Source organism: Bradyrhizobium sp. 170 (assembly GCF_023101085.1).
GTDB lineage: Bacteria > Pseudomonadota > Alphaproteobacteria > Rhizobiales > Xanthobacteraceae > Bradyrhizobium.
This window is the reverse complement of the sequence record NZ_CP064703.1, coordinates 5,143,172-5,168,506: the sequence shown is the minus strand read 5'-3', so window position 1 is coordinate 5,168,506 and position 25,335 is coordinate 5,143,172. Positions and strand designations below refer to the sequence as shown.

Below are 25,335 nucleotides of genomic sequence, written 5' to 3'. Positions count from 1 at the left end.
CCACCACGCATCTCCGATGCCGGTGAATATTGGTGGGCACGCTTCGCTTTGCCCACCCTACAAACTGTGAATCCGGCTTACACTCCCGCCATGTCATCACCTCCCAAGAACGTCGCCATCATCGGCGCCGGCCCGGCCGGCCTGATGGCGGCGGAAGTGCTTGCGCAAGGCGGCGCTGAAGTCACCGTCTATGACGCGATGCCCTCCGTCGGCCGCAAATTCCTGATGGCGGGGCGAGGCGGGCTGAATCTCACGCATAGCGAGCCATTGCCGCAATTCCTTGCGCGCTACCGCGAGGCGATGCCGCATCTGAAAGCCGCGATCGAAGCGTTTCCGCCGAGCGGCTTGCGCGACTGGAGCGAAGCGCTGGGACAGGAAACTTTTGTCGGCTCCAGCGGCCGGGTTTTTCCAAAGGCCTTCAAGGCGTCGCCGTTGCTGCGGGCGTGGCTGCGGCGGCTGGATTCGATGGGCGTAAAACTGGCGCTGCGTCACCGCTGGACCGGCTGGGACGAGCAGGGCCCGCTGCGCTTTCAAGCACCGGATGGACTGCATGCCGTCAAGGCGGGCGCGACGGTACTGGCGCTCGGCGGCGCAAGCTGGCCGCGGCTGGGCTCCGACGGCGCATGGGTCGAAACGCTCGCCGCGAAAGGCGTGCAGATATCGCCGCTGCGCCCGGCCAATAGCGGCTTCACCGTCGCTTGGTCGGATATCTTTCGCGACCGGTTCGAAGGTCAGCCGCTGAAAGGCGTGGCATTGAGCTTTGGTGCGCACACCGTGCGCGGCGAAGCGATCATCACCCGAGCCGGCATCGAAGGCGGCGCGATCTACGCGCTGTCGGCCGATTTACGCGAAGCCATTATCCGTTCAGGTCGGGTGACGCTGTACGTGGCGCCGCGGCCCGATCTCGACCTGAAAGCGCTGATCGCGAAGGTCTCGGTGCCGAAAGGCAAACAGTCTCTGTCGAATTTCCTGCGCAAGGCCGTTGGCCTCTCGCCCGTTGCGATCGGATTGCTGCAGGAGGCGGCCAAGGCATCCGGCGCTTCGCTCGCGTCGTTGTCGCAGCCCGACCTTGCCAGCCTGATCAACGCCGTCCCGATCGAACTTACGGGCGTCGCGCCGATTGCGCGCGCGATTTCCACCGCGGGCGGGATACCGTTCAGCGAACTCGACGGCGACTTCATGCTGCGCCGCTTGCCCGGCGTGTTTGTCGCCGGCGAAATGCTGGACTGGGAAGCGCCGACCGGCGGCTATCTGCTACAGGCGTCGTTTGCGACCGGGGCGGCCGCAGGGCGGGGCGCACTGAAGTGGCTAAGAACGTAGGATGGGTAGAGCGCAGCGAAACCCATCATCATGCGGAAACAAATTGATGGGTTTCGCTGCGCTCTACCCATCCTACAAGATCAACGCAGCTTCCCCCGCGCCGCGACCGGCAGCGTGCCGATGATTTCGTCGCCGCGCACCATCACCACCTCGTCCATCATGTTGACGACGACGCAGACGTGATTGGGAACGATCCGCACGACGTCGCCGACGACAGGCCGCGTGTTGCTGCGGGCCAGATCGAGAAAGCCGTGCTCTTCGGCAAAGCGTGCGATCTTGGCTTCCGGGTGCTCCAGGATCAGCCCGTAACCGTCGAGCCCGCCGCCGGGGTCCGAGGTCAGCGTTTTCGAGCCCGCATCCAAAATGCCGCGATCGGGACCGGCGCGGCTCACCACGGTGGCATAGATGTTGAGCGCGCAATCGTCCCATTCGGCGACGCCAGCCGCGACCTGCATGCGGTCGTTGTAGATATAGGTACCGGGACGATGCTCGGTCGCGCCCTTGAGCTTGCCGAGGTTTTTAAGGTTCGGCGAGCCGCCGGTTGAAACCATCGTCGCATCCAGCCCGTGCGCGCGGACGCCGGCCAGCGCCTCGTCGAAAAATTTTTGCGCCTCGGTCCAGCCGGTCTCGGTCGGGTACAGCATGAAGCCCGCAAACTTCAGCCCCTTCGAGGCCGCGATCTCGCGGGCCAGCGCGATGGCTTCGGCCGGCGTCTCGACGCCGGCACGCTTGCGCCCGGTGTCGCATTCGACCACGACCGAGAGCGGACGGCCCGAAGTGGCGGCGGCCTGCGGCAGGCCCGCGATCACGGTCGAATTGTCGGCGGCGACCGTCATGTTGGCCTTGGCCTGCAGTGCCGCGAGCCGGGCCATCTTCTCCTCGCCGATCAGATTGTAGCTGATCAGGATGTCGTCGATGCCGGCTTCCGCCATCACCTCGGCCTCGCCGAGTTTCTGGCAGGTGATGCCCTTCGCGCCGGCCGCGACCTGCATCTGCGCCAGCAAGGGGCTCTTGTGGGTCTTGATATGCGGCCGGTTGGCGACGGCTGCCGTATCGCAGGCCACCTGAACCCGCGCGATGTTGCGCTCGACCCGGTCCATGTCAATCACGGCGCAGGGCGTGCCATATTCACGGGCGATTTTGGCGGCGAGGGGCGTTGTCATGCTCTTCTCTCTGTTCGAAATCGATGGACCGTAGGATGGGTGGAGCGCAGCGATACCCATCAGTCTTGTCGATGCCACGTGATGGGTATCGCTTCGCTCCACCCATCCTACAAACTACGCCTGTTCTATCTCTTCCCGCAAAACCTCAAGCTCCAGCCACCGGTCTTCCGCAGTCGCGAGTTCTTCCTGCGCCTTTGCGATCGCTGATGAAGCCGCGTCGAATTTCTTTCGATCCTTGGTGTAGAGATCGGGATCGTCAAGCAGCTTTTGCTGTTTTGCAATCTCGGCATGCAGTTTCGCGATCGTTTTCGGCAGGGTCTCCAGCGCGTGTTTTTCGTTGAAGTTCAGCCGGCGCTTTGATGCCGCGGAGGGGGCGGCAGCCTTGGTTTCCTTCTTTTCCTCGACGGGAGTCATGCTGGGAGCCTCGCGCGCGAGATCCTCGCCGCGTTGCGCCAGCATGTCGGTGTAGCCGCCGGCATATTCGATCCAGCGGCCATCGCCCTCGGGCACGATCACGGAAGTGACAACGCGGTCGAGGAAGTCGCGGTCGTGGCTGATCAGGATCACGGTGCCCTCGTAGTCGCCGAGCATCTCCTCCAGCACGTCGAGGGTTTCGAGGTCGAGGTCGTTGGTCGGCTCGTCCAGCACCAGAAGATTGGAAGGCTTTGCCAGCGCGCGCGCCAGCATCAGCCGGCCGCGCTCGCCGCCGGAGAGCACCTCGAGCGGCGTGCGCATCTGTTCCTGGGCGAACAGAAAGTCCTTCATGTAGCTGACGACGTGCTTCGGCTTGCCGCCGACCATGACATGGTCGCCACGCCCGCCGGTCAGCGCCTCGGCCAGTGTCGATTTGGGGTCGAGGCTTTCGCGATGCTGGTCGAGCGTCGCCATCTCGATATTGGCGCCGAGCCGGATCGTGCCGCTGTCGGGCGGATCGTTGCCGATCAGGAGATGAACCAGCGTGGTCTTGCCGGCCCCGTTCGGTCCGACGATGCCGATGCGGTCGCCACGCTGGACGCGGATCGAAAAGCTATCGATGATCGTGCGATCGTCATAGGCTTTGGCGATGTTCTTGGCCTCGATGACGAGCTTGCCGGATTTGTCGGCCTCCGCGGCGGCGAGGTTGGCATTGCCGGTCGCGCCGCGATAAGTGCGCCGCTGGTCGCGCAGCGCATGCAGATTGCCGAGCCGCTTGACGTTGCGCTTGCGGCGGCCGGAGACGCCGTAGCGCAGCCAGTGCTCTTCGTTGACGATCTTGCGGTCGAGCTTGTGCTGGTCGCGCTCTTCCTCCGCCAGCACCTCGTCGCGCCAGGATTCGAAGGCGGAAAAGCCGCGGTCGATCTGCCTGATCTGACCGCGGTCGAGCCAGGCGGTCGCGCGCGAAAGATTGGACAGGAAGCGGCGGTCGTGGCTGATGATGACCAGCGCGCAACGTCGGCTTTCCAGTTCGCCTTCCAGCCATTCGATGGTCGGGAGGTCGAGATGGTTGGTCGGCTCGTCCAGCAACAGGATGTCGGGCGAGGGCGCCAGCACCCGCGCCAGCGCCGCGCGGCGGGCCTCGCCGCCCGAGACATGCGCGGGGTCTTCGTCGCCGTGCAGCCCGAGCTGCTCCACCAGATAGCGCGCCTGGTAGTGATCGTCGCCGGGGCCGAGGCCAGCCTCGACATAGGCCAGCGTCGTCTTGTGGTCGCCGAAATCAGGCTCCTGCGGCAGATAGCGGATGGTGGCTCCGGGCTGCACGAAGCGGCTGCCGCCGTCGGACTCGACGATGCCGGCGGCGATCTTCAGAAGCGTCGATTTGCCGGAGCCGTTGCGGCCGATCAGGCAGACGCGCTCGCCCGCGGACACGGATAGCTCCACGCCCGACAGCAGCGGCGTGCCGCCAAAGGTCAGCCGGATATCTTTTAACTGGATCAGCGGCGGCGCCATCGTTCAATCCTGATTTGGCGCAGGCTGTTGCGCCTGCTGGCGCTGGATGCGGCGGATGGTTTGGTCGAGCGCCGACAAAAATGCCGAGCGGTCGCGCGGGGAGTAGGATTTCGGACCGCCGGTGACTTCGCCCGATGAGCGCAGGTCGGTCATCAGATTGCGTACCGCCAGCGTCATGCCGATCGATTGTTCGGTAAACGGCTTGCCATTCGGTGCGATCACCTCAGCGCCCGATTTCACGCAGCGGCTGGCGAGCGGGATATCCGATGTGATGACGATGTCGCCTTTGCCCGCGCGCTCGGCGATCCAATCGTCGGCGGCATCCATTCCGGAACCGGCGGCGATGCGCTCGATCAGCGGATCCTGCGGCACGCGGATGAAATTGCCCGCGACCACGCTGACCGGCAAGCGGTGCCGGATCGCGACGCGATAGATCTCGTCCTTCACCGGGCAGGCGTCGGCATCGACATAGATGCGGGTGGGGTTCAATTCAGGCATATCTCAGCGGTGTCTTCTTTCCCGCGTGGTAGCCTATTCGATGCCCGAATGCGAGGAAAACAGGGGTGGGAACACGCTTGCCACGATACATTCCTTGCGTACGATAAATGGCTGAAAACAACCAAGAATAAGAGGAAACCGGCATGACTATCGAGCCGTATCGCGTCCAGGCCTACAACACCGCCAAACAATCCGAAAACAAGATGCATGACGACACCGTGGCAAAGCGGTTCGGATTCTCGGGTGGGCTGGTCCCGGGCGTGGACGTGATGGCCTACATGATGCATCAGCCGGTCGCAAAATGGGGCCGCGCTTTCCTCGAACGCGGCCTGATCGACGCCCGTTTCATCAAGCCGGTCTATGATGGCGAACTCGCGGAGCTGGCGGCGGAGGAAAGCAATGGCGTGCTTTCGATAGAAGTGCAGAGCCGCGGCGAGCCTTGCGCCACTGGCACGGCGTCATTGCCGGCATCTGCGCCGGCTGTTTCGATTGCGGACTACTCGGAAGTTGTAGCCGTGGCAGAGCGCAAGCCCGTCAGCGCTGCTTCCTACGAAGTCGGTAAATGGCTCGGCACCACGCCGCTCGACTGGGCGGACGGTGCGGCCAGTGAATATCTCAGAAATATCAGGGAAGCCGATCCGATCTACGCCAGGGAAGGTCTCGGTCATCCCGGCCTGCTGCAGCGGGTGATGAACCGGGCGCTGGTCGACAACGCCATTCTGGGGCCATGGATTCACGTCGGCAGCCGCATGCAGCTTCTTTCCGCGGCAAGGATCGGTGACGTGATCACGGCCCGCGCAAAGGTCATCGGCAATTACGACAAGAAGGGCCACCGCTTCGTCGAGCTCGACGCGCTGGTGGTTGCCAACGGCAAGACGCCACTGGCGCATTGCCATCACGTCGCGATCTACCAGCCGCGCGAGCAGGCTGCGGCGTAACACGACGTGCTATTGCCGGGCTTGACCCGGCAATCCATCCGCCGCGAGAGGCTGTTCCTCCCTGGCCTGCCGCCATGTAGCGGGCGGCGAGCCGACCACCCGCCGGAACGCCCGGTTGAAAGCCGCGTCGGAGTCATATCCGACGCGTCCGGCGATCTCGGCCACGCCAAGCGTGCTGTCTTGCAGCAGGTGCTGGGCCAAATGCATCCGCCAGCCCGCGAGATACTGGATCGGCGACTCGCCGACCAGTTCGACGAATCGTTTGGCGAGCGCCGCACGCGAGACCCCGACTTCCCTTGCAAGCGCTTCAACGGTCCACGGCCGTTCCGGCTGCGCATGAAGCAGGGTGAGCGCGGGACCCACCTGGGGATCATGCAGGCCCGCCAGCCATCCGCCGCCATGGCCCTGTGTCGCAAACTGCAACTGCCACCGCAGCAGCTCGAGGAAAAGCGACTCGGCCAATCGCGCCAGCACGGCACGATTGCCGGGACCCGGCGTCGCGGTTTCGCTCATCAGGTAGCGCACCGACGCCCGCCACCACTCCTTCTCCTGCGGATGCGTGATCGCCTGCACACGCCTTCCGGTGGCGTCCAGCGTCTCGAGCGTAAGGGCGTCTTCGCGCGAGCGGACGCAAAGAATCGCCGGCAGCGATTTCAGCAGCGGATCGAACCGCTGATCGGCGTGCAGAAAGCCGCAGATGAAGCGCGCCGGCGGGCCGCCGCCGCCGTGATTCACGACCGTGATCCGCTCCGCGGACGGCTGCGAATAGATGTCCTGTATCGGGACAGGCGCCAGTTCAGGGTCGCTGGCCATCACATGCTGGTCGCCGCGCGGGAACACGATCACGTCGCCGCTTTCGATGTGGATTGGCGGCAATGCCCCCGATGTCACCAGGCAATTGCCCTCAGTGACCACATGAAACGGTGTCACCGATCCTTCGGAGGATTGCAGGCGCGCCGCAAGCAGCGCCGGCGGGGATGAAAGAATGGCCCACGGATGCGTGAATTCCGCGCGAAAATGAATCGTTCCGGACAAACGGACGACGCGCAGGACTTCCGACAATACGTCCACAATCTGATCCCAAATTCCTGCTGTCGGCGCGCCTGCGGGCTGGGCGAAAGCTTTTCAGAATGCACGCTCCAGTCAAGCGCCATAGCGTCGCGGCAAAGCTTCCTGGAGCCGTGGTCATTGCGCTATTGGCCAAGCTTCGCCACATACTGCGCACATTATCTGTACCTAACGATAAAACAGCATACGGGAGAATACGATGCCGAGTTCAGTGAAGGATTTACTTGCAGCGGCTAACAGCTCCGTTCCAGCCATCAGCCCACAAGACGCGAAAGCCCTGATCGAGCGCGGCCAGGTCCTGGTGGTCGATGTGCGTGACGGGCTTGAGCTACAGAGCACCGGCAAGGTTCAGGGCGCGAAACACGTCGCGCGCGGCATGCTCGAGTTCAAGGCGGATCCTGACAGCCCTTATTATGACAATGCATTCGATCGGGAGAAAACCGTGATCGTCTACTGCGCCTCCGGCGGTCGGTCCGCGCTTGCCGGCAAGACGCTGCAGGACATGGGCTACAAGGACGTGCGCAATCTCGGTGGCTTCAAGGGCTGGGCCGAAAGCGGCGGCGCGGTCGAGAAGGTGTGATCAATAGCGAACAGGCGGCTCGGTTATGGCCGGGCTTGGCTCATCAATCCACCAGTCGTCATGCCCCGCGAAGGCGGGGCATCCAGTACGCCGCGGCCTCTCGATCCTATCGCAAACGTCTCTGGTATACTGGATCGCCCGCCTTCGCGGGCGATGACAGTTTTCTATATGGCTAGTAGTGGAGCGCTCACGCCGCCTTCGCCTTCGCATCCTGGATCGCCCGCCACACCCGCTCCGGCGTCAAGGGCATATCGATATGGGTGATGCCGTAGTCCGACAGCGCGTCGACCACCGCGTTGACGATGCAGACGAGGCTGCCGGCACAGCCGGCCTCGCCGCAGCCTTTGGTGCCCAGCGGATTGGATTTTGCGGGCGAGGGGTGGTCGCCGACTTCCATCGGCGGGATGTCCTCCGCGCGCGGCAGCGCATAGTCCATGAACGAGCCGGTGATCGGCTGGCCGCTTGAATCGTAGCTGACTTCCTCCATCAGCGCCTGGCCGATGCCTTGCGCCACGCCGCCATGCAACTGGCCGGCGACGATCATCGGATTGACCACGGTGCCGAAATCATTGACCGCGAAATAGCGCACGATTTGCACGACGCCGGTCTCGGGATCGATTTCCACTTCCGCGACATGGCAGCCATTAGGGAAGGTGGACGGCGTATCCTTGGTGGCGTGGTCGACGTCGAGCGACAGCGGCACGCCCTCGGGCATCTTGCCTTCGCGCAGGCGCTGCGCCAGCTCCATGATGCCGATCGACCGATCAGTGCCGGCGATGGTGAAGCGGCCACTGGCAAATTCGATATCGCCTTCGGACGCCTCCATCAGATGCGCGGCGGCCTGCTTGCCTTTTGCGATCACGAGCGCGGAAGCCTCCACGATCGCCTGACCCGTCGCCGTGATCGAGCGCGAGCCGCCGGTGCCGTTGCCGAAGCGGACGAGATCGCTGTCGTTCTGCTCCATCGTCACCTTGTCGAAGGGAACGCCGAGCTGCGCCGACAGCACCTGCGCGAACGGCGTGGCGTGGCCCTGGCCGTAATCGAGCGTGCCGGTCGTCAGCTTCACCGAACCATCCGGCTCAAACGTGATCTTGCCGAGTTCGCCGCTCGGCGGCGCGGTTACTTCCAGATAGGAGCCGACGGCGATGCCGCGCAGCTTGCCGCTCTTCTTGCTCTCCTTCTTCCGCTTCGCAAAATTGGCGTGATCGGAAATCTCCAGCGCCTTGTTGAAGACGCCCGCGAAATCGCCGCTGTCATAGGTGACGCCTGAGGCCGCCGCGAACGGCAGTTGCGACGGCTTGATGAAGTTACGCTTGCGCAGCGTCAGCCGGTTGATGCCCATCTCGTCGGCGGCGCGGTCGATCAGCCGTTCCATGTAGTAGTTGGCTTCGGGCCGGCCGGCCCCGCGATAGGCGCCCATCAGCGTGGTGTTGGTCAACACCGTCTTGATGTCGACGCCGAGCAGCGGCGTGCGATAGACGCTGGCGAGATTCTTGCCGGTGTTGAGCGACAGCGGGCCCGGTGCGACGCCGGTGATGTAGGCGCCGAGATTGCCGTAGCCCTGCAGGCGCACCGCGAGAAACTTGCCCTCGGCATCCAGCGCCAGTTCGGCGTGCATGAGCTGCGCGCGGCCGTGGCTGTCGGACAGAAAACTCGTCGAGCGCTCGTCGGTCCACTTCACCGGACGGCCCAAGATCTTCGCCGCATGCAGGATGCAGGTATATTCGGGATAGCTGACGTTCTTCATGCCGAAGGAGCCGCCGACATTGGCGGTCAGGATGCGAACCTTGTCGTTCGGCACGTTGAGGATTTTCGCCAGCGTCACCTTGTTGCCGGAGACGCCCTGCGTCGCCACCTGCAGCGTGAAGCGTTCGGCCGCCTTGTCGTAGGCCGCCAGCGCCACGCGCGGCTCCATCGACACCACGGCAACGCGGGTGTTGACGATGTCGAGCTTGGTCACATGCGCAGCGCTGGCAAACGCCGCGTCGATTTTGGCGATGTCGCCATAGTGATAATCGAGCGCGACGTTGTTCGGGATGTGATCGTAGAGCAGCGGCGCACCGGGCTTGGTCGCTTCAGCCGCATCGGTCACGGCGGGCAAAGGCTCGATGTCGAGTTCGACGGCCTCCGCCGCATCGCGCGCCTGCGCCAGCGTTTCCGCGACCACAAAGGCAATGGGGTCGCCGACAAAGCGCACCTTGTCGGTCGCCAGCGCCGGACGGTTGGTCTGCAACAGCGGCGAGCCGTCGCGGCTCTTCAAGGGCAGGCCGCAGGTGAAGGGGTTATAACCGGCGGCTTCCAGGTCCTTGCCGGTCCAGACGCCGAGCACGCCCGGCATAGCCTTGGCGGCGGCGGTGCCGATCCCCTTGATGATCCCGTGGGCATGGCTGGAGCGCACCATCCAGCAATAGGCCTGGCCGGGCAGGGTGAAATCGTCGGTGTATTTGCCCTTGCCGCGCACCAGCGTGTCGTCTTCCTTGCGGCGCACAGGCTGCCCCACCCCGTATTTTTGCAGTGCGATAGCGTTGTCCAGGGAGGAGGCCGACGTGTGATCTTGCATCGAAAAACACCTGAAATGCTGGATTTTCTTGGATTTATAGGGTTCCGCGGGTTCCCGCTGAGATAACGCACTGCGTCATGCCCGACAACGCCTGATTGGGCATAGTCCTATGTGATGGGTTGTTGCGTAGCCCCTTGGCGCTGCTAAAGTTTCCGTGAACGGTAATTTTCTTCGGCGGCCGGAAGCGGCCGCGGAAAGACAGTTTTGATGAATGACGATACGCGGCTGCGCGCGGGTCTTGAGGCCTGCGCAAGCCCGTCAGGGTCGGTTGTGGCGGCCACGGCAAACGGTGTCTATGCCGCGCTCGACCTTGGCACCAATAATTGCCGGCTTTTGATCGCCAGTCCGGCCGGCGACAGTTTTCGCGTCGTGGATTCGTTTTCGCGGATCATCCGGCTCGGCGAAGGCATTTCTGCGACCGGTTCCATCAGCGAGGCGGCGATCGACCGCGCCATCGCGGCGCTCAGCATCTGCAGCGACAAGATCCGCTACCGCAAGGCCCACCGTCTGCGGCTGATCGCAACCGAAGCCTGCCGCGCCGCCGCCAATGCCGACAGCTTTCGCGCCCGCGTCGCGAGCGAGACCGGCATCCGCCTTGAGGTGATCGATCGCGAGACCGAGGCGACACTTGCCGTGATCGGCTGCTCGCCGCTGCTCGACGCAAGAGGGCGGGGCGCAATCCTGTTCGATATCGGCGGCGGCTCGACCGAATTGGTGCGGATCGAGCGCGATCCGGAAGAGCAGAATGCGCCGCCGCGGATCAAGGCCTGGATGTCGATCCCGCTCGGCGTTGTCACGCTCGCCGAGCACTTCGGCGGCAGGGATGTCACCACGGAATCCTATGGGAAAATGGTGCGCGAGGTCGCGCAGTATGTCGCGCCGTTCGCGGCCGAGCACGGCACGGATTTGCGCGACATGCACATGCTGGGCACCTCGGGCACCGTGACGACGCTCGCCGGCGTCCATCTCAATCTGGCGCGTTACGATCGCCGCCGCATCGATGGCATCTGGATGAACGGTTCCGACGTCACCACGGTGATCCAGCGGCTGCGCGGCATGAGCTATCAGGAGCGCGCCAACAATAATTGCATCAGCGTCGAGCGCGCCGATCTGGTGCTGGCCGGCTGCGCCATTCTCGACGCGATCCGCGATGCCTTCCCGCTGCCGCGGCTGCGCGTCGCCGACCGGGGCCTGCGCGAAGGCATGCTGGTCGAGATGATGCGCGAGGACGGCGCGCTCCGCGCGTGCTAATGCGCGAGCGAAGAGCGGCAGAGAGTCAGCCGCTCTTCGTTAGGTCCGACCGCGGACAGCGCTAGGCGGCTCGCCGGATCTCTTCCATATTCTGGTTGATCTGCTTTCCGGCATCGTCGGCCACTTTGAGCGACATGTCGGCTATCCGATGGCTGCTCTCCAGAACAGTTTCCACGGTCTCACGCACCATGTCACTTTGTATGGCTACAAAATCGTGAGGAGTTCGGCAGGCCCATAGTTCATGCATGTGGTCCATGTTCTTCTCGACCTGGCGCCGAACCAACTGGAGGTACTCTTGAGACATTCCACCCATCACTTTGGCAGCGGCGGTGCTGGTGTAAAGTATGGTTTGGGCGTTGCGGGCCGACCGTTCGGTCGCCTGTTGCACCCCGTCGCCGGACAAGCCGAGCGTGCGGCCAAATTGCTCGGTAGACCGGCCCATGACCGAGGTCGCCATTTCCAGCCCGGAGCGCCAGGCGTTCTGGAATGTCTCGGCGTTTTGCTTGAGCAGATTACCACTTGCCCGAGCCACTTCCTCTCCGGCCGCAGCCGCAGCCTGCCCGACACGCGTCGTCTGCTCGGCAGCAGTTTGACCTAAACGGCCGGTCTGTTCGGCAGCCCTCTCGCCGGCGCGACGGGCTGCGTCTTCCATGCCTTGCGTAGACCTTTCCTCTTGGCGTGGGTTTGCCATCTTATTTCTCCGCGATTGCAGGTTGATGACTTGCCCCAGCTCCTTCCCGAGCAACGCGATCTGGGTGAGACCGTTCCCGGCCTGCCGATCTTTTCCCGCGACCCTCGCCATTGCGCTGGGAAAGACCGCTGCATTTCCGGTTATGCCGTAGACCGGCTCTTCCACTGCCGCAATTGGCTGGCTAAGCACGTCACGAGGCTGAGCAAATGTCCGCTGCTGAAACCGTCCGCGTTATCGTTGTGGTATTCTCCGCAATGGCGGGGTAGGCACGTCGTCATACTCCCTTCAATGCCGATCCGGTTCCGTGTTATTGATTCCAGGCGCCGGGTCTCGGATGACGTTTCAAGACAAGCACGAATATGGCAAAAGACACCACCGGACGGCTGCACGTCACGGTCAAGAGCGGTGGCAAGCGCAAGCTGTCATCGAAGCTCTGGCTGGAGCGGCAGCTCAACGATCCCTATGTGGCGCAGGCCAAGCGGGACGGCTATCGCTCGCGCGCGGCCTACAAGCTGATCGAGATCGACGACAAGTATCATTTCCTCAAGCATGGCATCGCGGTGGTCGATCTCGGCGCCGCCCCCGGCGGCTGGAGCCAGATCGCCGCCAAGCGCGTCGGTGCGACTGGCGGCAAGGGCAAGGTGGTCGCGATAGATCTGCTGGAGATGCCGGAAGTCCCCGGCGTCGATTTTGCGCAGCTCGATTTTCTTAGCCAGGACGCGCCGGAAAAACTCATCGCCATGATGGGCGGTCGCGCCGACGTCGTAATGTCCGACATGGCGCCCAACACCACCGGCCACCGCAAGACGGATCAGTTGCGCATCGTCGGCCTGATCGAAACTGCGGCTGCGTTTGCCACCGACGTGCTCAATCCCGGCGGAACGTTTCTGGCCAAGGCCTTTCAGAGCGGCGCCGATGCCGAACTGGTCGCGCAATTGAAGCGCGATTTTTCCAGCGTGCGCCACGTCAAGCCGGCGTCGAGCCGGCAGGATTCGTCGGAGCGCTATGTGCTGGCGATGGGATTTCGCGGGCACCGCGACCAGCCGTGAAGCGCAACCCTGACGGCGCGACGACTGGACAGCGTCTCCCATGGTTGCGGTATGCGGGGTGGCAGGCGCCGGGCCCTGAGCGAATCCCGCTGGAACTTTCCCCCATAGGGCGTATTCTCTAGCCAGGCGCGGTCTGTTTATCCGCATGCAGCTCTGCCGCCACCGGGAATTCTGCAGCGAGCCGCGCCTCCGTCTGGGAAGGAGTATTCCCGTGATGGAGCAGAGGGCCAGAGTTGGTAATCGACTGTTAGCTGCGTTGCCGCCAGCAGACCTCGATTTGCTTGTGCGTCATTTCCGACTGGTTGAGCTTGAACGGGATGCCGTGCTGGTGCGGTCGGGCGATCCAACAGAACGGATTTATTTCCCCCTTAGCGGCTTGATCGCCTTCATCATGGAAATGCCAAACGGCCAAACGGTCGCGACCGCCGTCGTCGGCAATGAGGGAGCCGTCGGCGTCCTGTCGACACTGGGGCCCACCCGCTCTCCGATGACAGCGGTGGTGCGGGTAGCGGGGCTGGCATTGCAAATTTCGCCAACACGATTTCATGCGGCGCTCAGCCGCAGTAGAGCCTTGAACGGCGCGGTTCAGACCCTCAACAGGGCGCTGATGGCGCAATTCCAGCACGTCGCGGCCTGCAATGCGTTGCACTCGGTCGAGGCGCGTCTGGCGAGGTGGTTGCTGCAGGTGCGCGATCGGGCAGATGGAGACGTGCTGCCGCTGACCCAGGAGACGCTTGCGGAATTTCTTGGCGTGCGGCGGACGACGGTGACGCAGGTCATTTCCAAGCTTCGCGATTCGGGCGCCATCCGATCCAATGCGCGCAGCTCGATCGAGATTGACAGGCCGGGGCTCGAAGCGGCGGCATGCGAATGTTACCAGCTCATGCGCCGCAGGATCGATCGCATCGTCCTGACGGAGGAGATGAAACCGCAGCCGCTTAGGGCTGAAGTCCCCCTGTTTGCCGACGCGGACGAAGTGCAGCGGCGCACAACGACGCCGGGAGCGACCGGCCAACGGCCACGGGGCCATTGACCGGAGTGCAGGGCATCAACGGCTCTACGCCGGTTGCAGGGCGAATGCGGGCTCGTGCATGCGCCCTTTCTCTTCAGGCTCGTGAACCCAGGCCTCCCGGGCAAACCATTCGTGACTGGTCTGGCAGATCGAGCAAAAGGTGCGCGCGAAAAACACCGGGCTGCATCGAAACCTCTCCCGGTCCGCTTTCATGCCTGTCGGGATAGCTCGTCCCGTCCCGGGGCACTTGATCATGACCACGCCCATTTTTCCTCCTTCGTTGCTGGATTTTTTGTGCCGACGGCAAGTTGCTTCGCCATCGGCTGGAATGCGCCCTTCTCACGGGGGAAGCGCTTGTTCCAGCCGATCCCGGCGGGCTGCAAAAGGTTCGACTAAGAACTAGGCCGCCTTCTGCAGCACGCTGGCAAAGCTTTTCTTGATCGGATCGGCGGTCTCGCTCGCGACCTTGCGCGTGAGCTCCCAAAGCTCCCGGCTCTGCGCGGCCGTGGCTTGGAAGTTCTTGCAGCCTTGCGCGGCGGAGAGCTGCAGGATTTCCGAGGGCAACTTCATGCCCAGGAGATGGGTAAGAAAATCAAAGGCGGAACTGGTATTGGCGCCGGAGAACTCGATGACTTTGGAAGCGTAGTCCGCAGCGCCCTTTGCGTTGGCCGAATAGGCTTGCAGGAGAGCGTCGTTGATCGCTCCCGAGGCCATTTTCATCTTCTCGATGTTTTCCTTTGCCCGGGTCATGTTCTGCTCGGCGAGCCCATCAAAAATGCCCGGCACCGCAAGGAACTGCATGCCTGAGGGCTTCTCGTCGGTGCCGGCTTTCGGATCGGCATTCGTTTCCTTCGTATTGGCTTGATTCACGCGTCTTCGTCCTTTCAATCGAAACTGAATTAAGGGAAGAATTCCCAACATGGTGGGTCCCGGCACGGAACGGCTCCGCGCCGCGTCTGACCAGATATGGCTGACAGTTGCGGAGGCTTCCGTTCGCTTTCTGACTCTCACGTCAGATTTTTTACGGCGCGGATGCCCTGCGGTCAGGGAGTGAAGCTAATCCGGCGCTTGAGCCACGTGAAACGCGGTGAACCTTGAGAAGCTACCCCAGCCGCTGGTCCCGCGCGTCCTCGGTGCCTTCGCTGGCGGCCTTGGTCGCCGCCTTTGCCGCGCCCTTGCGGCTGGAAATCTCGACCGCCTTGCGGCCGGAGATTTCGTGGCCGGCGTCATCGGGCATCTGCCAGAAGAAATACGCCGACACGGCCGAGATGACCGCGACCACGAGGAACGCCGGCGGGAATACGCCGGCGCTCAGTTCGGTGACCTGCTGATACAGCATGGTCGATTCCACGGAGAACGCACCGACCGCGACGCCCGCGGAAATCGCCAGTTGCTGATTGACGCTGACCAGCGTGGTGGCGCGGCTCATCTGCGCCGGCTCGACCTCGGCATAGGCGACCGTATTGATCGCGGTGAATTGCAGCGAACGGAAGAAGCCGCCGACGACCAGGATGATGAAGATCAGCAGCAGCGGCGTCGTCACCGTGAACAGGGCGCAGGCGGCGAGGAAGACCGCGCTGACGACGGCATTGACCGTCATCATGTAGCGGAAGCCGAAGGCGCGGATGATGCGCGCGGCCAGCGTCTTCATCCCCATGGCGCCGACGGCCGAGGCAAACGTCACCAGTCCCGATTGGAATGGCGACAGCCCAAAGCCTTCCTGCATCAACAGCGGCAGCAGGAACGGCAGTGCGCCGATGCCGAGCCGGAACAGGAAGCCGCCGATGATGCTGGCGCGCATGGTGGAAAGGCGCAGCAGCGAAAAATCCAGCACCGGCGAGCCGGTTCGCTTGGCGTGCATCACGTAGAGCGTCATCGAGATCGTACCGACCGCGACGAGGCCGGCGACAACAGGCCAGGGCAACAGGCCGAGTCCGGCGACCGAGAGGCCGAAGGCGATGCCGGCAAGGCCGATGCCGGCCAGCACCAGCCCGTAGAGATCGAAGCGCTCGGGATCCTCGCTCTTGATCGGGTCGATGTACTTCATCGCCATGAAGATGCCGAGCAGCCCGATCGGGATGTTGATCAGGAAGATCCAGTGCCAGGAGAAGTAGGTGGTGATGAAGCCGCCGAGCGGTGGGCCGATCACCGGCCCGATCAGCGCCGGCACCGTCACCCACGTCATCGCGTTAACGAGTGCGCTCTTGTCGATCGAACGCAACAGCACCAGCCGCCCGACCGGCGTCATCATCGCGCCGCCCATGCCCTGCAGAATACGCGCGATGACGAAATGGGTCACGTTCTGCGACAGCGCACACCCGATCGACCCGATCATGAACACGCCGATGGCGATCGAGAACACCATGCGCGCGCCGAAGCGATCGGCGGTCCAGCCGCTGGCGGGGATGAACACGGCGAGCGACAGCAGATAGGATGTGATCGCAAGCTTCAGCGTCAGCGGGCTGGTGCCGATATCTGCCGCGATCGCCGGCAGCGACGTCGCAATCACCGTCGAGTCCATGTTCTCCATGAACAGGGCAGTGGCCACGATCAGCGGGATCAGGCGTTCTTTGGTCATCGGGTGAGGCAGACCGGAAGAGAGGCAGGCAAGGGGCCTGTATCATTCCGTTGCCATGCAAGCCATTGCGGAGCCGGGCAGACCACCTAAATCCTGCGTGACGCTGGTATGCACCGCCAGCCGCTGGAGGTCCGCATGATCTATGTACTTGCTGCCTTGTTGCCGCCGCTCGGGCTGCTGCTGAACGGGCAGCCGTTTTCGGCGATCTTCAACCTGGTCCTGATCGTGTTTTGCCTGGTTTTCGGGCTGATTTTCCACGTCCTGCTGCTGGTGCCGTCGGCGCATGCGCTGATCGCGGTTCACATGAAGCGGGAGGACCGCCGGCACCGCGAGGTGGTGGAGGCGATCCGCCAGCACGGCCCGCCGCCGGGATATCGGTCCTAAGGCTGCCGCTAACCCCTTGGGATTGCGGCTTTTCCCGAAAAGCCTGTGCATAGCTGGCAAACGCTTTGATTCGGCGTCCCGCCATGCTATCGACCACCGTCAACCCCACCGATGGGCTTCGATTCGACGGCGATGCCGATAGCATCGCCGGAGGCGGCGTTCATCCATAAGAACTGATCGCGGCGGTGAGCCGCCGAAAGGAGTTGGCAAATGGCGCAGGGACTTCAGGGTATCCGTGAAGCCTTCACGTTCGACGATGTGCTTCTGAAACCCGGTCTCTCGGATATCCTGCCTTCTGAGGCCGATATCCGCTCCCATGTGACCCGCGCGATCCCGCTCAACATCCCGATCATCGCGTCCGCGATGGACACGGTCACCGAAGCGCGCATGGCGATCGCGATGGCGCAGGCCGGCGGCGTCGGCGTCATCCACCGCAATTTCGATCCGGAGGGACAGGCCGCCCAGGTGCGGCAGGTCAAGAAGTATGAATCCGGCATGGTGGTCAATCCGCTGACCATCGGCCCCGACGCGATGCTGTCCGACGCGATGGCGCTGATGAAGGATCACGGTTTTTCCGGCATTCCCGTCGTCACCGGCGCGAGCAAGAATTCTCCCGGCAAGTTGATCGGCATTCTCACCAACCGCGACGTCCGCTTTGCGACCGATCCGAAGCAAAAAGTGTCGGAACTGATGACGCATGAAAACCTCGTCACCGTGCGCGAGGGCGTCAGCCAGGACGAGGCCAAGCGGATGCTGCACAAGCACCGCATCGAAAAGCTCCTTGTCGTCGACGACCAGTATCGCTGCGTCGGCCTCATCACCGTCAAGGACATGGAAAAGGCGGTCGCGCATCCGCTCGCCTGCAAGGACGCGCATGGCCGTCTGCGCGTGGCGGCGGCGACCACGGTCGGCGAGGGTGGCTATGAGCGCACCGAGCGGCTGATCGACGCCGGCGTCGACCTGATCGTGGTGGACACCGCGCACGGCCATTCTTCCCGCGTGCTCGAAGCCGTCAACCGGATCAAGCGGCTTTCCAACGCCGTGCAGGTCATCGCCGGCAACATCGCGACGAAAGAGGGCGCGCAGGCGCTGATCGATGCGGGGGCGGACTCGATCAAGGTCGGCATCGGCCCGGGCTCGATCTGCACCACGCGCATCGTCGCCGGCGTCGGCGTGCCGCAGCTCACCGCGATCATGGACGCGGTGGAAGCGGCGAAGAAGGCAAACGTGCCCGTCATCGCCGACGGCGGCATCAAATATTCCGGCGATCTGGCCAAGGCGCTTGCCGCCGGCGCCGACATCGCCATGGTCGGTTCGCTGCTCGCCGGTACCGATGAGACGCCGGGCGAAGTGTTTTTGTGGCAGGGCCGTTCCTACAAGGCCTATCGCGGCATGGGCTCGGTCGGCGCGATGGCGCGCGGCTCGGCCGACCGCTACTTCCAGCAGGACATCAAGGACACGCTGAAGCTGGTCCCCGAAGGCATCGAGGGCCAGGTGCCTTATAAAGGCCCGGTCGGCAACGTCATGCACCAGCTCGCCGGTGGCCTCCGCGCCGCGATGGGCTATGTCGGCGCGCGCAACCTCGCCGAATTCCACGAGAAGGCGCAGTTCGTCCGCATCACCGGCGCGGGCCTGCGCGAAAGCCACGTCCACGACGTCACCATCACCCGCGAAAGCCCGAACTATCCGGGCGGAGTTTAGTTGATTATGGTCGATTGGTCGGACGACAGGATTGCCGCGCTTTCAAAACAGGATTTGAAGAATCTGCTCGCCAATGCTGAGCGGAAATCCGCCGCCGAAATCATCGCGCGATGCAAAGCCGAGATGGATAAGCGGGATACGTCAAAGCCGCGCAAGGCATCGAAGCCGCGTACCGAGCTGAAAGAGTTCGAGCACGCCATGTCGGAGCAACTCGCTGAAATCGGCAAGGCGATGGCCGCGAAATACGATCTGTCGGAGGAGACCGCGAAAGCAAGATCGGCGGGCGTGAAGGGCTTCAAGGCGCACAAACTGCTGGACTCGAGTGGCTATGCAAAACTGGGCGGGATGCAACGCGACGGCTCGGTCGCGGTCGACCGCTATATTTCATACCGGCGTGGCAAGGATATCGTCTCGATCGGGGTCTTCCTGCTGAAAGATCAGCCCATCGAAGCCCATGAGTTTCACGTGATCGCGCCCCTGGCCGTGCTCAATGGTGGAAAGCCGATCGCGGAGATTCGCCCTTCCGCGACGGAAGCGCAGAAGCAGACCGCCGATGGCGGGCTTGCCTTCACGGATTTGCCGAGCGCGACCGCCGCGTTCGAGGCGGCGCTCTCCAAAATCGCGGCCTGATATTTTGGAGTTCAGGCGGTAATTGCGATCAAAGACCGTCATTGCCTGCGACAAACGCGAAGCGTTTGCGCAAGGGATCAAAGCGACAAAGCAATCCAGCTTTTGTTTGGCAAGAATGGATTGCTTCGCTACGCTCCCAATGACGAAGAACAACAAGCAAAAATTGGAGGAACCATCATGTCCCAGGGCAAACGCATCGTTCTTGCATCCCGTCCCGTCGGCGAACCAAAACCCTCCGACTTCCGCCTTGAGGACTGCCCGGTCCCGACGCCGGGTGCCGGCGAGGTGCTCCTGCGCACCATCTGGCTCTCGCTCGATCCCTATATGCGCGGCCGCATGAGCGACGGGCCGTCTTATGCCCAGCCGGTTCCGATCAACGGCGTGATGGAAGGCGGCACGGTCAGCGAGGTGATCGCCTCGAACAATCCTGGCTTTGCCAAGGGCGATATCGTGCTGTCGCGCGCCGGCTGGCAGACGCATGCGGTTTCCGACGGCAAGGGTCTGGCAAAAATCGATCCGAAGATTGCGCCGATCTCGACCGCCGTCGGCGTGCTCGGCATGCCCGGCATGACCGCCTACACAGGCCTGCTCGACATCGGCAAACCGCAGGCGGGCGAGACCGTCGTTGTTGCGGCAGCTTCCGGCGCGGTCGGCTCGGCCGTGGGCCAGATCGCACGCATCAAGGGCGCCCGCGCGGTCGGCATTGCCGGCGGCAAGGACAAGTGCGCCTACGTCAAGAATGAGCTCGGCTTCGATGACTGCCTCGATCATCGCGATCCCGATCTCGCCGCGAAGCTGAAAGACGCCTGTCCGAAGGGTATTGACGTCTATTTCGAGAACGTCGGCGGCGCGGTATTCGAGGCGGTGTTTCCGCTGCTCAACGCGTTCGCGCGCGTGCCGGTCTGCGGCCTGATCGCGCATTACAATGACACCCAGGCCGTGGCGCCGAAATGGGCGGCGGCGATGATGCGCAACGTGCTGACCAAGCGCCTGACCATCCGCGGCTTCATCGTCAGCGACTTTGCCGCGCGTCACGCCGACTTCCTGCGCGACATGTCAGGCTGGGTGCGCGAGGGCAAGGTCAAGCACAAGGAGTTCGTCACCGAAGGCCTCGACAGCGCGCCGGCAGCGTTCATGGGCCTTCTGAAGGGCGCCAATTTCGGCAAGCAGCTGGTGCGCGTCGGGCCGGATAAAATTTGAGCCAACTGGAACCTGCAACGCGAACCTCACAGCCACTTGAGATGGATGGGGGAACGTCCCTTCGAAAGCATCGTTTGGTTTTGACATCCAATGGAGAAGCCAAATGATGAACTGCAAGAAACTATCGCTCGGCCTGGTTGCCGCCACGATGCTGGCCACTCCTGCAATGGCTCAAGTGGTCTATCAGGAACCCGGCGTGACGGGCTCCAACTATCCGAACTCCGCTTACGTCACAGGAGGCTACGGTGTCAGGGCAACGCCTGGACCGGGCTACTATTACGGTAACCGGTTTCACCCGGCCCCACGCGTCGGCGCCTTTGCGACCGCGCCATGGGACGATCGTTCCTACTCCTCCTATGGCCTCGTTGAGCGCCAGTGGTGATGCGCTCTGACGTGTGAAGCATGATCCGAAAATCTTTCGAGCGAAAATCTTTCGAGAGGGTCATGCTCAAATCAGAGCGATGGAGCGGGTGACGATTTGAAAAAGTCATCCGCTCCGGGATTTCCTGCCAATCAGTGAATCCAGATCAACATCGGTCTGTCCCGGCGCCCTGACGTGGCGGACCTCAAAGGCGTCGGGCTGGAAACGATACTCCACCAGCCCGACTTCCTTTGTGCCGATCACTTCCTGCATCCGATCAGGAATGATGAAGCCGGCGGAGGGAGCCCAGACATGGCGGGTATGACCATAAGTGAAGTCTCGCCGCTGGTGAACGTGGCCGGAGGCAACCAGCCGCAGATCGACCGCCGAAAACATCTCGATCAAGCTCCTGCGCCGGGGCTGCGGCACATAGCGGATCGCCGTTCCCTCCGTCTCGGGATCATCAGGCGTGTTCAGATAAAGCGGCTTGTGCAGGAAAAGCGCGACCGGCCTGCCGTTGATGCGCGCAAGCTCTGAAGCCAGCCAGCCGAACTGCTCGGCCTCGCTCTCGATCCCGGTGTTCATGATCAGCGAGTTCAATCCAATAAAGCTCCAGCCGGCTGCGTCGAAGCGCCAGCGGTCTTCGCCGATCACGGACAGATAATTCTGTCGCTCTTTCTCGGTCGCCGGTTGCTTCGGCACGGGACCGACCGCCGTCGGGTTGTCGCCGATGTCGTGATTACCCGGCAAATGCCGGCACGGCACCGGCAGCGCGTCGTGCAGCTCCTTGGCGAATTCGAGATCGCTGCGGCTGGTGGGTCCGTCGAAGGAGATATCGCCGCTGTTGATCACGATATCCGGGCGTGTCGCGTCGATATGCTCGCTGACGCGGTGAAAATTGTCGGTGAGCTTTTGCAGGCGGCGGGCGAGGTGGGTATCGGAAATTTGCGTGAGGCGAAATTCGGTCATGCAGTAGTCCTTTCGGGCTGATCATAGCGAAACCCGAAGTCGGAACGATGACGATAATTGAATTGCCGCCTCAACTTCAATCGTCGTACCCCGCGAAGGCGGGGTACCCAGTACGCCGCGGCCTATCGGTTCAATCGCTGTCGTCTCTGGAATACTGGATCACCCGCTGGAGCCTGTCATCGGGCGGCGCTTTGCACCGATCCGGTGACGGGTGATGACGACTGTTTGCGTGGCGCACGCTCCCTCAAGCGTCTCACCCCAGCGTCCTTCGCCAGAACGCCAGCATGTCCGCCTTGAACAATTCTGCATCGCCATCGCGACTTCCAATTCTCGCGCCCTTGCGGCCATAGCCGGCCTTCAGCGCATAGATCATCAGGTCGCGATCGACGAGCTTGCTGTCCGCGACGCCCGTGAGCGGATGGATGAAGGCGCCGTCATTGGCGATATAGGCCGTCGGCGCAGCGGGAGAGACGGATGCGTCGGGAACGTTCTCGATATCGGTGCCGCGGTCAAAACTGTGCTGCGCGCCGCCGATCAGCCGCATCGTCGCTCTTCCGCCGGAGAGGCGGATGGCCTGGCAGTGGCCCTGCACCTGCATCGGCGAGCACCATTCATCCGCATCGCCCATGATGACGCGGATTTCGGTTTCGTCGACGGATGGATCGAGAAACTGGTGGCCGCTCCAGGGGTAGGCGGCGAGCACGCTGCGAAAACCTGCGCCGGCGCCGACCACCGCATCGGCAAAGCGACGGGTCGCAGCGGTCAGCACCGCCGAGCCGCCGCGGCTGTGGCCTTGCGCGCCGATGCGGGAGGCGTCGATCTCGGGATGAACAGACAGCACCTGCCAGGCCGCCAGCACGTCATAGGCGCTGGCGGCAAAGGAGAACTGGGTCTGGTTGGCGACGGTGGACGTCACGCCGCGCGCGCCAAAACTGTCGAGCACAAAAGCCGCAAAGCCGTCGCCGACCACCGTCTCGGCGTGCGCAAGGTGCGAGGGCGCGACGCCGAGGCTGCCCGGCACCACCATGACAAGCGGCAGCTTTCCGTTGCGTTTGCGATGGTCCGAGGCCGGCAGGAACAGCTTGCCGTCGATCGCAAGCTTCGGCAGCTCGGCGGAATTACTGATGACGTGGAAGTAATTGGCCGGATTGGCGGTGGGAATTTCGAAATTCTGTCCCTTGCTGGGTGCTGTGGCGCCGTGGGCGAAAACAATGTCCTGATCGCAAAATCGCAAGTTGTAATCCTCCTGCGGCCGCTCTTTTTCGGCGGCCGTCAGGGATAGAGTAGAGCGCTGGTTGTTCCCGTCAAAGCAAATGTCCCCCCGGTCTTGCCGTCTTTGCTTTCTTGATGTTTCCGGGCAACGCCATCTGCATGTTGGCGGGCACAGCGACGCGCGCGCCGCAGATCGACTCCGATATTAGTTATGCCACCGAAATCGCCGGCATTGGCGGCCTTCTCGGTCCATATCGGGTCTTGGTGATGTCCGGATTGATCGCGTCGCCGGCAATTGTCGTCGGGCTTCGCAGGTACCGTCTGCGAATTAAATGCATACTACCCATCGGTAGATTTGCGGTTGAAGACATTGAGCGCATGGTAACTGGGATCAGCGATTGTCCTGAACATGGCGTTGGCAATCTTTTGCGATCCTTCCGCTTGCGATCCTTGGCTCGCCTGTCCTCTCGCGTGGAAGGTGCGCTTCGTGTGGACAGGCTTTTGGGGCGTGGTCGAGTCTTTGATCGAAGCGAGCGACGGCAATGCATTGCGGCGGTGTGCTCTTCTTGCTTTCGCGCGCTTCTCACCTCCATCTCAGCGATGGCGCCTTCGTATCGGCAAATAGAGCGAATGACGAACTCACAGAAATTATAATCAAACTTGACGATTAAAAAATTCATTTGCAACGTTAGAAAGTGTGACTTACGAATACAGTCGGTCGTTGAGTCTGCACATGGCGGTCTTGGGCGACCCTTGGAGTTCTTGTGACTGGGAATTCAGGCCTCTCGCTTAGTCCAGGATCGGGCGAAAGCGTATATGTGCAGCCGGCGAGAAAACGCTTGCTCGTAGCCAGTTGGCGGTGCGAAGCGCAGCACTGGACTTCTTTCATCGATGCTTTGAAGCCTCCAAATCACTGTTCAGCTAAATTGTCTTCCGGTAAGCGTTCCCGGATGTTCGGGATTCGAGCTTCGATTAAGCGATATGGGACAAAGTCGGTGAGTTTCGCAGATCGCATATCGCGCGAACGAGGCTGTCTGTCGTGATGCCCTTCAGCCGCAAGCGTGGCGACTCCAATCCAAGTCAAGCGGTTCGCTTGATCTGGTTTCATTTGTTTTTCCTGTCGCCTATGGCTGCGATCGCCTATGTAGCCACTTATGAGCTCAAGGGCGCGGGCCAAGATGCGTTGATCAGCGTCTTGTTCATACTTGCTGTTTCGCTGATTGTGAGCCTCTTTTGCGCAATTGCGCAGCCGATCCAGATCATCGACGAATCTTTAATGACGAGTGCGGGGCGCGCCAACCTGTGTCTTGCCGTCGTTGATACGATCATCGTAGAGGACGCTAATGACTTGGCAGGTGAAATCGGAAGCGGGCATCACGTGGTCAACGTTGACAATTCGAACTACGCTTCCAGGGCAGGATGGACTGCAGGGCAGCTCCAGGACGAGAGTAGCGTGATAGGCCAACGGATTAGGAAGTTCGCATGATAAGATTTGTCGACCGCTTGCCCTATGCTCTTGTTGTGGCGATTTGTGCAGCGGTCGCACCTCTGTTGGTTATGTTGCCCTTTGCCACCACGGAAGTCCGGCCGTTGGTTGTCGTGCCCGGCATGGGGCTAGTCCTTGGATTTTTCGCAGCGATCATCATCCTATGGAGCAAGAAACTTCGCTGGTCGGCGACCACGGGCGAAATGATGTCAGCGATACGCGCGGAAGGTGGAGCCGACAGCGGGGCGATCTCGTTGTCGTTACGAGAGAACCATGAAGTCGAGAATGGAAGTTATTGGACGCGCGCAGTCAGCTTCAGTGATTTCTATTTCCTGAACCGACCACAAATTACTCGGATGCTGATGATCGATTGGCTCACCGGAATTCTGGGTTGGAGCGTGGCCTTTCTTCTTTTCAGCCGGCCAAGTTTTGCGCTGACTGTGACACTAGCCGGCTTGCTGGCAGTACATATCGCCCGGATTGCGTGGCTAATACGCCAGCACAATTTATTGCTGACACTCTACCAATCCACAGTGACAATTGTAGTTGGAGGAACCGCGGGGGTAACAATTGTACTTCTCGCCTATGTGGGCAGTACGCTGGACCTGATAGGATCGTGGCCAGTGTACCGCCACGTCAGCCTCGCACTGCTGCTCCTTCTCGTTTTCTTCGTGTTTGTTGACATCGCGATCGCTTCGATTTTGCGTAAGTTGCTGAGATAAGAAAAGGAAGGCCGTCATGTCGGTGCTTGAGCTTTT

Annotated in this window: 23 protein-coding genes; 13 read left to right on the top strand and 10 right to left on the bottom strand. The window is 62.3% G+C overall.

The features are described 5' to 3' along the window. Window positions 1-90: 90 nt before the first annotated feature. The gene (locus tag IVB05_RS24205) at window positions 91-1,320 is read left to right on the top strand and encodes a TIGR03862 family flavoprotein (RefSeq protein WP_247778410.1); all 1,230 of its coding nucleotides are present in this window, start codon (window positions 91-93) and stop codon (window positions 1,318-1,320) included. Window positions 1,321-1,400: 80 nt separating this feature from the next. On the opposite strand, the gene IVB05_RS24200 is transcribed toward IVB05_RS24205, so the two are convergent. The 3 genes from IVB05_RS24200 to IVB05_RS24190 all read right to left on the bottom strand — a co-directional run bounded on the left by IVB05_RS24200 (window position 1,401) and on the right by IVB05_RS24190 (window position 4,907). Continuing rightward, window positions 1,401-2,483 (bottom strand): D-TA family PLP-dependent enzyme, encoded by a 1,083-nt coding sequence (locus tag IVB05_RS24200; protein ID WP_247778409.1) that lies wholly within the window; start codon window positions 2,481-2,483, stop codon window positions 1,401-1,403. A 114-nt stretch (window positions 2,484-2,597) separates the two neighbouring features. Next, window positions 2,598-4,409, bottom strand: coding sequence for an ATP-binding cassette domain-containing protein (locus tag IVB05_RS24195; protein WP_247778408.1), 1,812 nt, complete (start codon window positions 4,407-4,409; stop codon window positions 2,598-2,600). A 3-nt stretch (window positions 4,410-4,412) separates the two neighbouring features. Next, complete coding sequence (locus IVB05_RS24190) at window positions 4,413-4,907, bottom strand: YaiI/YqxD family protein (RefSeq protein ID WP_247778407.1); 495 nt, start codon at window positions 4,905-4,907, stop codon at window positions 4,413-4,415. Window positions 4,908-5,050: 143 nt separating this feature from the next. On the opposite strand from IVB05_RS24190, the gene IVB05_RS24185 reads away from it, so the two are divergent. After that, entirely contained in the window at window positions 5,051-5,845 is a 795-nt protein-coding gene (locus IVB05_RS24185; RefSeq protein WP_247778406.1) for a hypothetical protein, read from the top strand. A gap of 9 nt (window positions 5,846-5,854) precedes the next feature. Here IVB05_RS24185 and IVB05_RS24180 read toward each other — a convergent pair whose 3' ends face one another. Next, window positions 5,855-6,916 (bottom strand): AraC family transcriptional regulator, encoded by a 1,062-nt coding sequence (locus IVB05_RS24180; protein WP_247778405.1) that lies wholly within the window; start codon window positions 6,914-6,916, stop codon window positions 5,855-5,857. 196 nt (window positions 6,917-7,112) lie between these two features. Between IVB05_RS24180 and IVB05_RS24175 the strand changes: the two genes are divergently transcribed. Further along, entirely contained in the window at window positions 7,113-7,493 is a 381-nt protein-coding gene (locus tag IVB05_RS24175; RefSeq protein ID WP_247778404.1) for a rhodanese-like domain-containing protein, read from the top strand. Window positions 7,494-7,680: 187 nt separating this feature from the next. On the opposite strand, the gene IVB05_RS24170 is transcribed toward IVB05_RS24175, so the two are convergent. Continuing rightward, entirely contained in the window at window positions 7,681-10,053 is a 2,373-nt protein-coding gene (locus tag IVB05_RS24170; RefSeq protein WP_247778403.1) for a xanthine dehydrogenase family protein molybdopterin-binding subunit, read from the bottom strand. A gap of 207 nt (window positions 10,054-10,260) precedes the next feature. On the opposite strand from IVB05_RS24170, the gene IVB05_RS24165 reads away from it, so the two are divergent. Continuing rightward, complete coding sequence (locus tag IVB05_RS24165) at window positions 10,261-11,304, top strand: Ppx/GppA phosphatase family protein (protein WP_247778402.1); 1,044 nt, start codon at window positions 10,261-10,263, stop codon at window positions 11,302-11,304. Window positions 11,305-11,365: 61 nt separating this feature from the next. Here the strand turns inward: IVB05_RS24165 and IVB05_RS24160 are convergent, their stop codons facing one another. Next, a complete protein-coding gene (locus IVB05_RS24160) occupies window positions 11,366-12,160 on the bottom strand; it encodes a phasin family protein (protein WP_247778401.1) in 795 nt (264 codons plus the stop codon). 194 nt (window positions 12,161-12,354) lie between these two features. Here IVB05_RS24160 and IVB05_RS24155 point away from each other — a divergent pair, with 194 nt between their 5' ends. Both IVB05_RS24155 and IVB05_RS24150 read left to right on the top strand, forming a co-directional pair. After that, window positions 12,355-13,044 (top strand): RlmE family RNA methyltransferase, encoded by a 690-nt coding sequence (locus IVB05_RS24155; protein WP_247778400.1) that lies wholly within the window; start codon window positions 12,355-12,357, stop codon window positions 13,042-13,044. A gap of 145 nt (window positions 13,045-13,189) precedes the next feature. Then, window positions 13,190-14,077 (top strand): helix-turn-helix domain-containing protein, encoded by an 888-nt coding sequence (locus IVB05_RS24150; RefSeq protein ID WP_346771775.1) that lies wholly within the window; start codon window positions 13,190-13,192, stop codon window positions 14,075-14,077. 378 nt (window positions 14,078-14,455) lie between these two features. Here IVB05_RS24150 and IVB05_RS24140 read toward each other — a convergent pair whose 3' ends face one another. Further along, on the bottom strand, window positions 14,456-14,926 hold the full coding sequence (locus IVB05_RS24140; RefSeq protein WP_247778398.1) for a phasin family protein: 471 nt from the start codon (window positions 14,924-14,926) through the stop codon (window positions 14,456-14,458). Window positions 14,927-15,158: 232 nt separating this feature from the next. Continuing rightward, on the bottom strand, window positions 15,159-16,634 hold the full coding sequence (locus IVB05_RS24135; protein ID WP_247778397.1) for a DHA2 family efflux MFS transporter permease subunit: 1,476 nt from the start codon (window positions 16,632-16,634) through the stop codon (window positions 15,159-15,161). Window positions 16,635-16,769: 135 nt separating this feature from the next. Here IVB05_RS24135 and IVB05_RS24130 point away from each other — a divergent pair, with 135 nt between their 5' ends. The 5 genes from IVB05_RS24130 (at window position 16,770) to IVB05_RS24110 (ending at window position 20,931) form a co-directional block, all read left to right on the top strand. Next, complete coding sequence (locus tag IVB05_RS24130) at window positions 16,770-17,018, top strand: hypothetical protein (protein ID WP_108513616.1); 249 nt, start codon at window positions 16,770-16,772, stop codon at window positions 17,016-17,018. A 210-nt stretch (window positions 17,019-17,228) separates the two neighbouring features. Continuing rightward, window positions 17,229-18,719, top strand: a complete 1,491-nt coding sequence (gene guaB / locus IVB05_RS24125; RefSeq protein WP_247778396.1) for an IMP dehydrogenase — start codon at window positions 17,229-17,231, stop codon at window positions 18,717-18,719. A 6-nt stretch (window positions 18,720-18,725) separates the two neighbouring features. Then, a complete protein-coding gene (locus IVB05_RS24120) occupies window positions 18,726-19,349 on the top strand; it encodes a hypothetical protein (protein ID WP_247786874.1) in 624 nt (207 codons plus the stop codon). A 177-nt stretch (window positions 19,350-19,526) separates the two neighbouring features. Then, complete coding sequence (locus tag IVB05_RS24115) at window positions 19,527-20,549, top strand: NADP-dependent oxidoreductase (protein ID WP_247778395.1); 1,023 nt, start codon at window positions 19,527-19,529, stop codon at window positions 20,547-20,549. A gap of 103 nt (window positions 20,550-20,652) precedes the next feature. Beyond that, window positions 20,653-20,931 carry a hypothetical protein gene (locus IVB05_RS24110; protein WP_247778394.1) on the top strand — a complete coding sequence of 93 codons (279 nt, stop codon included), beginning with the start codon at window positions 20,653-20,655 and terminating at the stop codon, window positions 20,929-20,931. A 105-nt stretch (window positions 20,932-21,036) separates the two neighbouring features. On the opposite strand, the gene IVB05_RS24105 is transcribed toward IVB05_RS24110, so the two are convergent. Continuing rightward, the gene (locus IVB05_RS24105) at window positions 21,037-21,879 is read right to left on the bottom strand and encodes a metallophosphoesterase (RefSeq protein ID WP_247778393.1); all 843 of its coding nucleotides are present in this window, start codon (window positions 21,877-21,879) and stop codon (window positions 21,037-21,039) included. Window positions 21,880-22,132: 253 nt separating this feature from the next. After that, window positions 22,133-23,113, bottom strand: coding sequence for a dienelactone hydrolase family protein (locus tag IVB05_RS24100; RefSeq protein ID WP_247778392.1), 981 nt, complete (start codon window positions 23,111-23,113; stop codon window positions 22,133-22,135). A gap of 1,017 nt (window positions 23,114-24,130) precedes the next feature. Between IVB05_RS24100 and IVB05_RS24095 the strand changes: the two genes are divergently transcribed. After that, complete coding sequence (locus tag IVB05_RS24095; RefSeq protein ID WP_247778391.1) at window positions 24,131-24,577, top strand: hypothetical protein; 447 nt, start codon at window positions 24,131-24,133, stop codon at window positions 24,575-24,577. Further along, window positions 24,574-25,299 (top strand): hypothetical protein, encoded by a 726-nt coding sequence (locus tag IVB05_RS24090; protein WP_247778390.1) that lies wholly within the window; start codon window positions 24,574-24,576, stop codon window positions 25,297-25,299. Before IVB05_RS24095 ends, IVB05_RS24090 begins: the two co-directional genes overlap by 4 nt. Window positions 25,300-25,335: the final 36 nt, after the last annotated feature.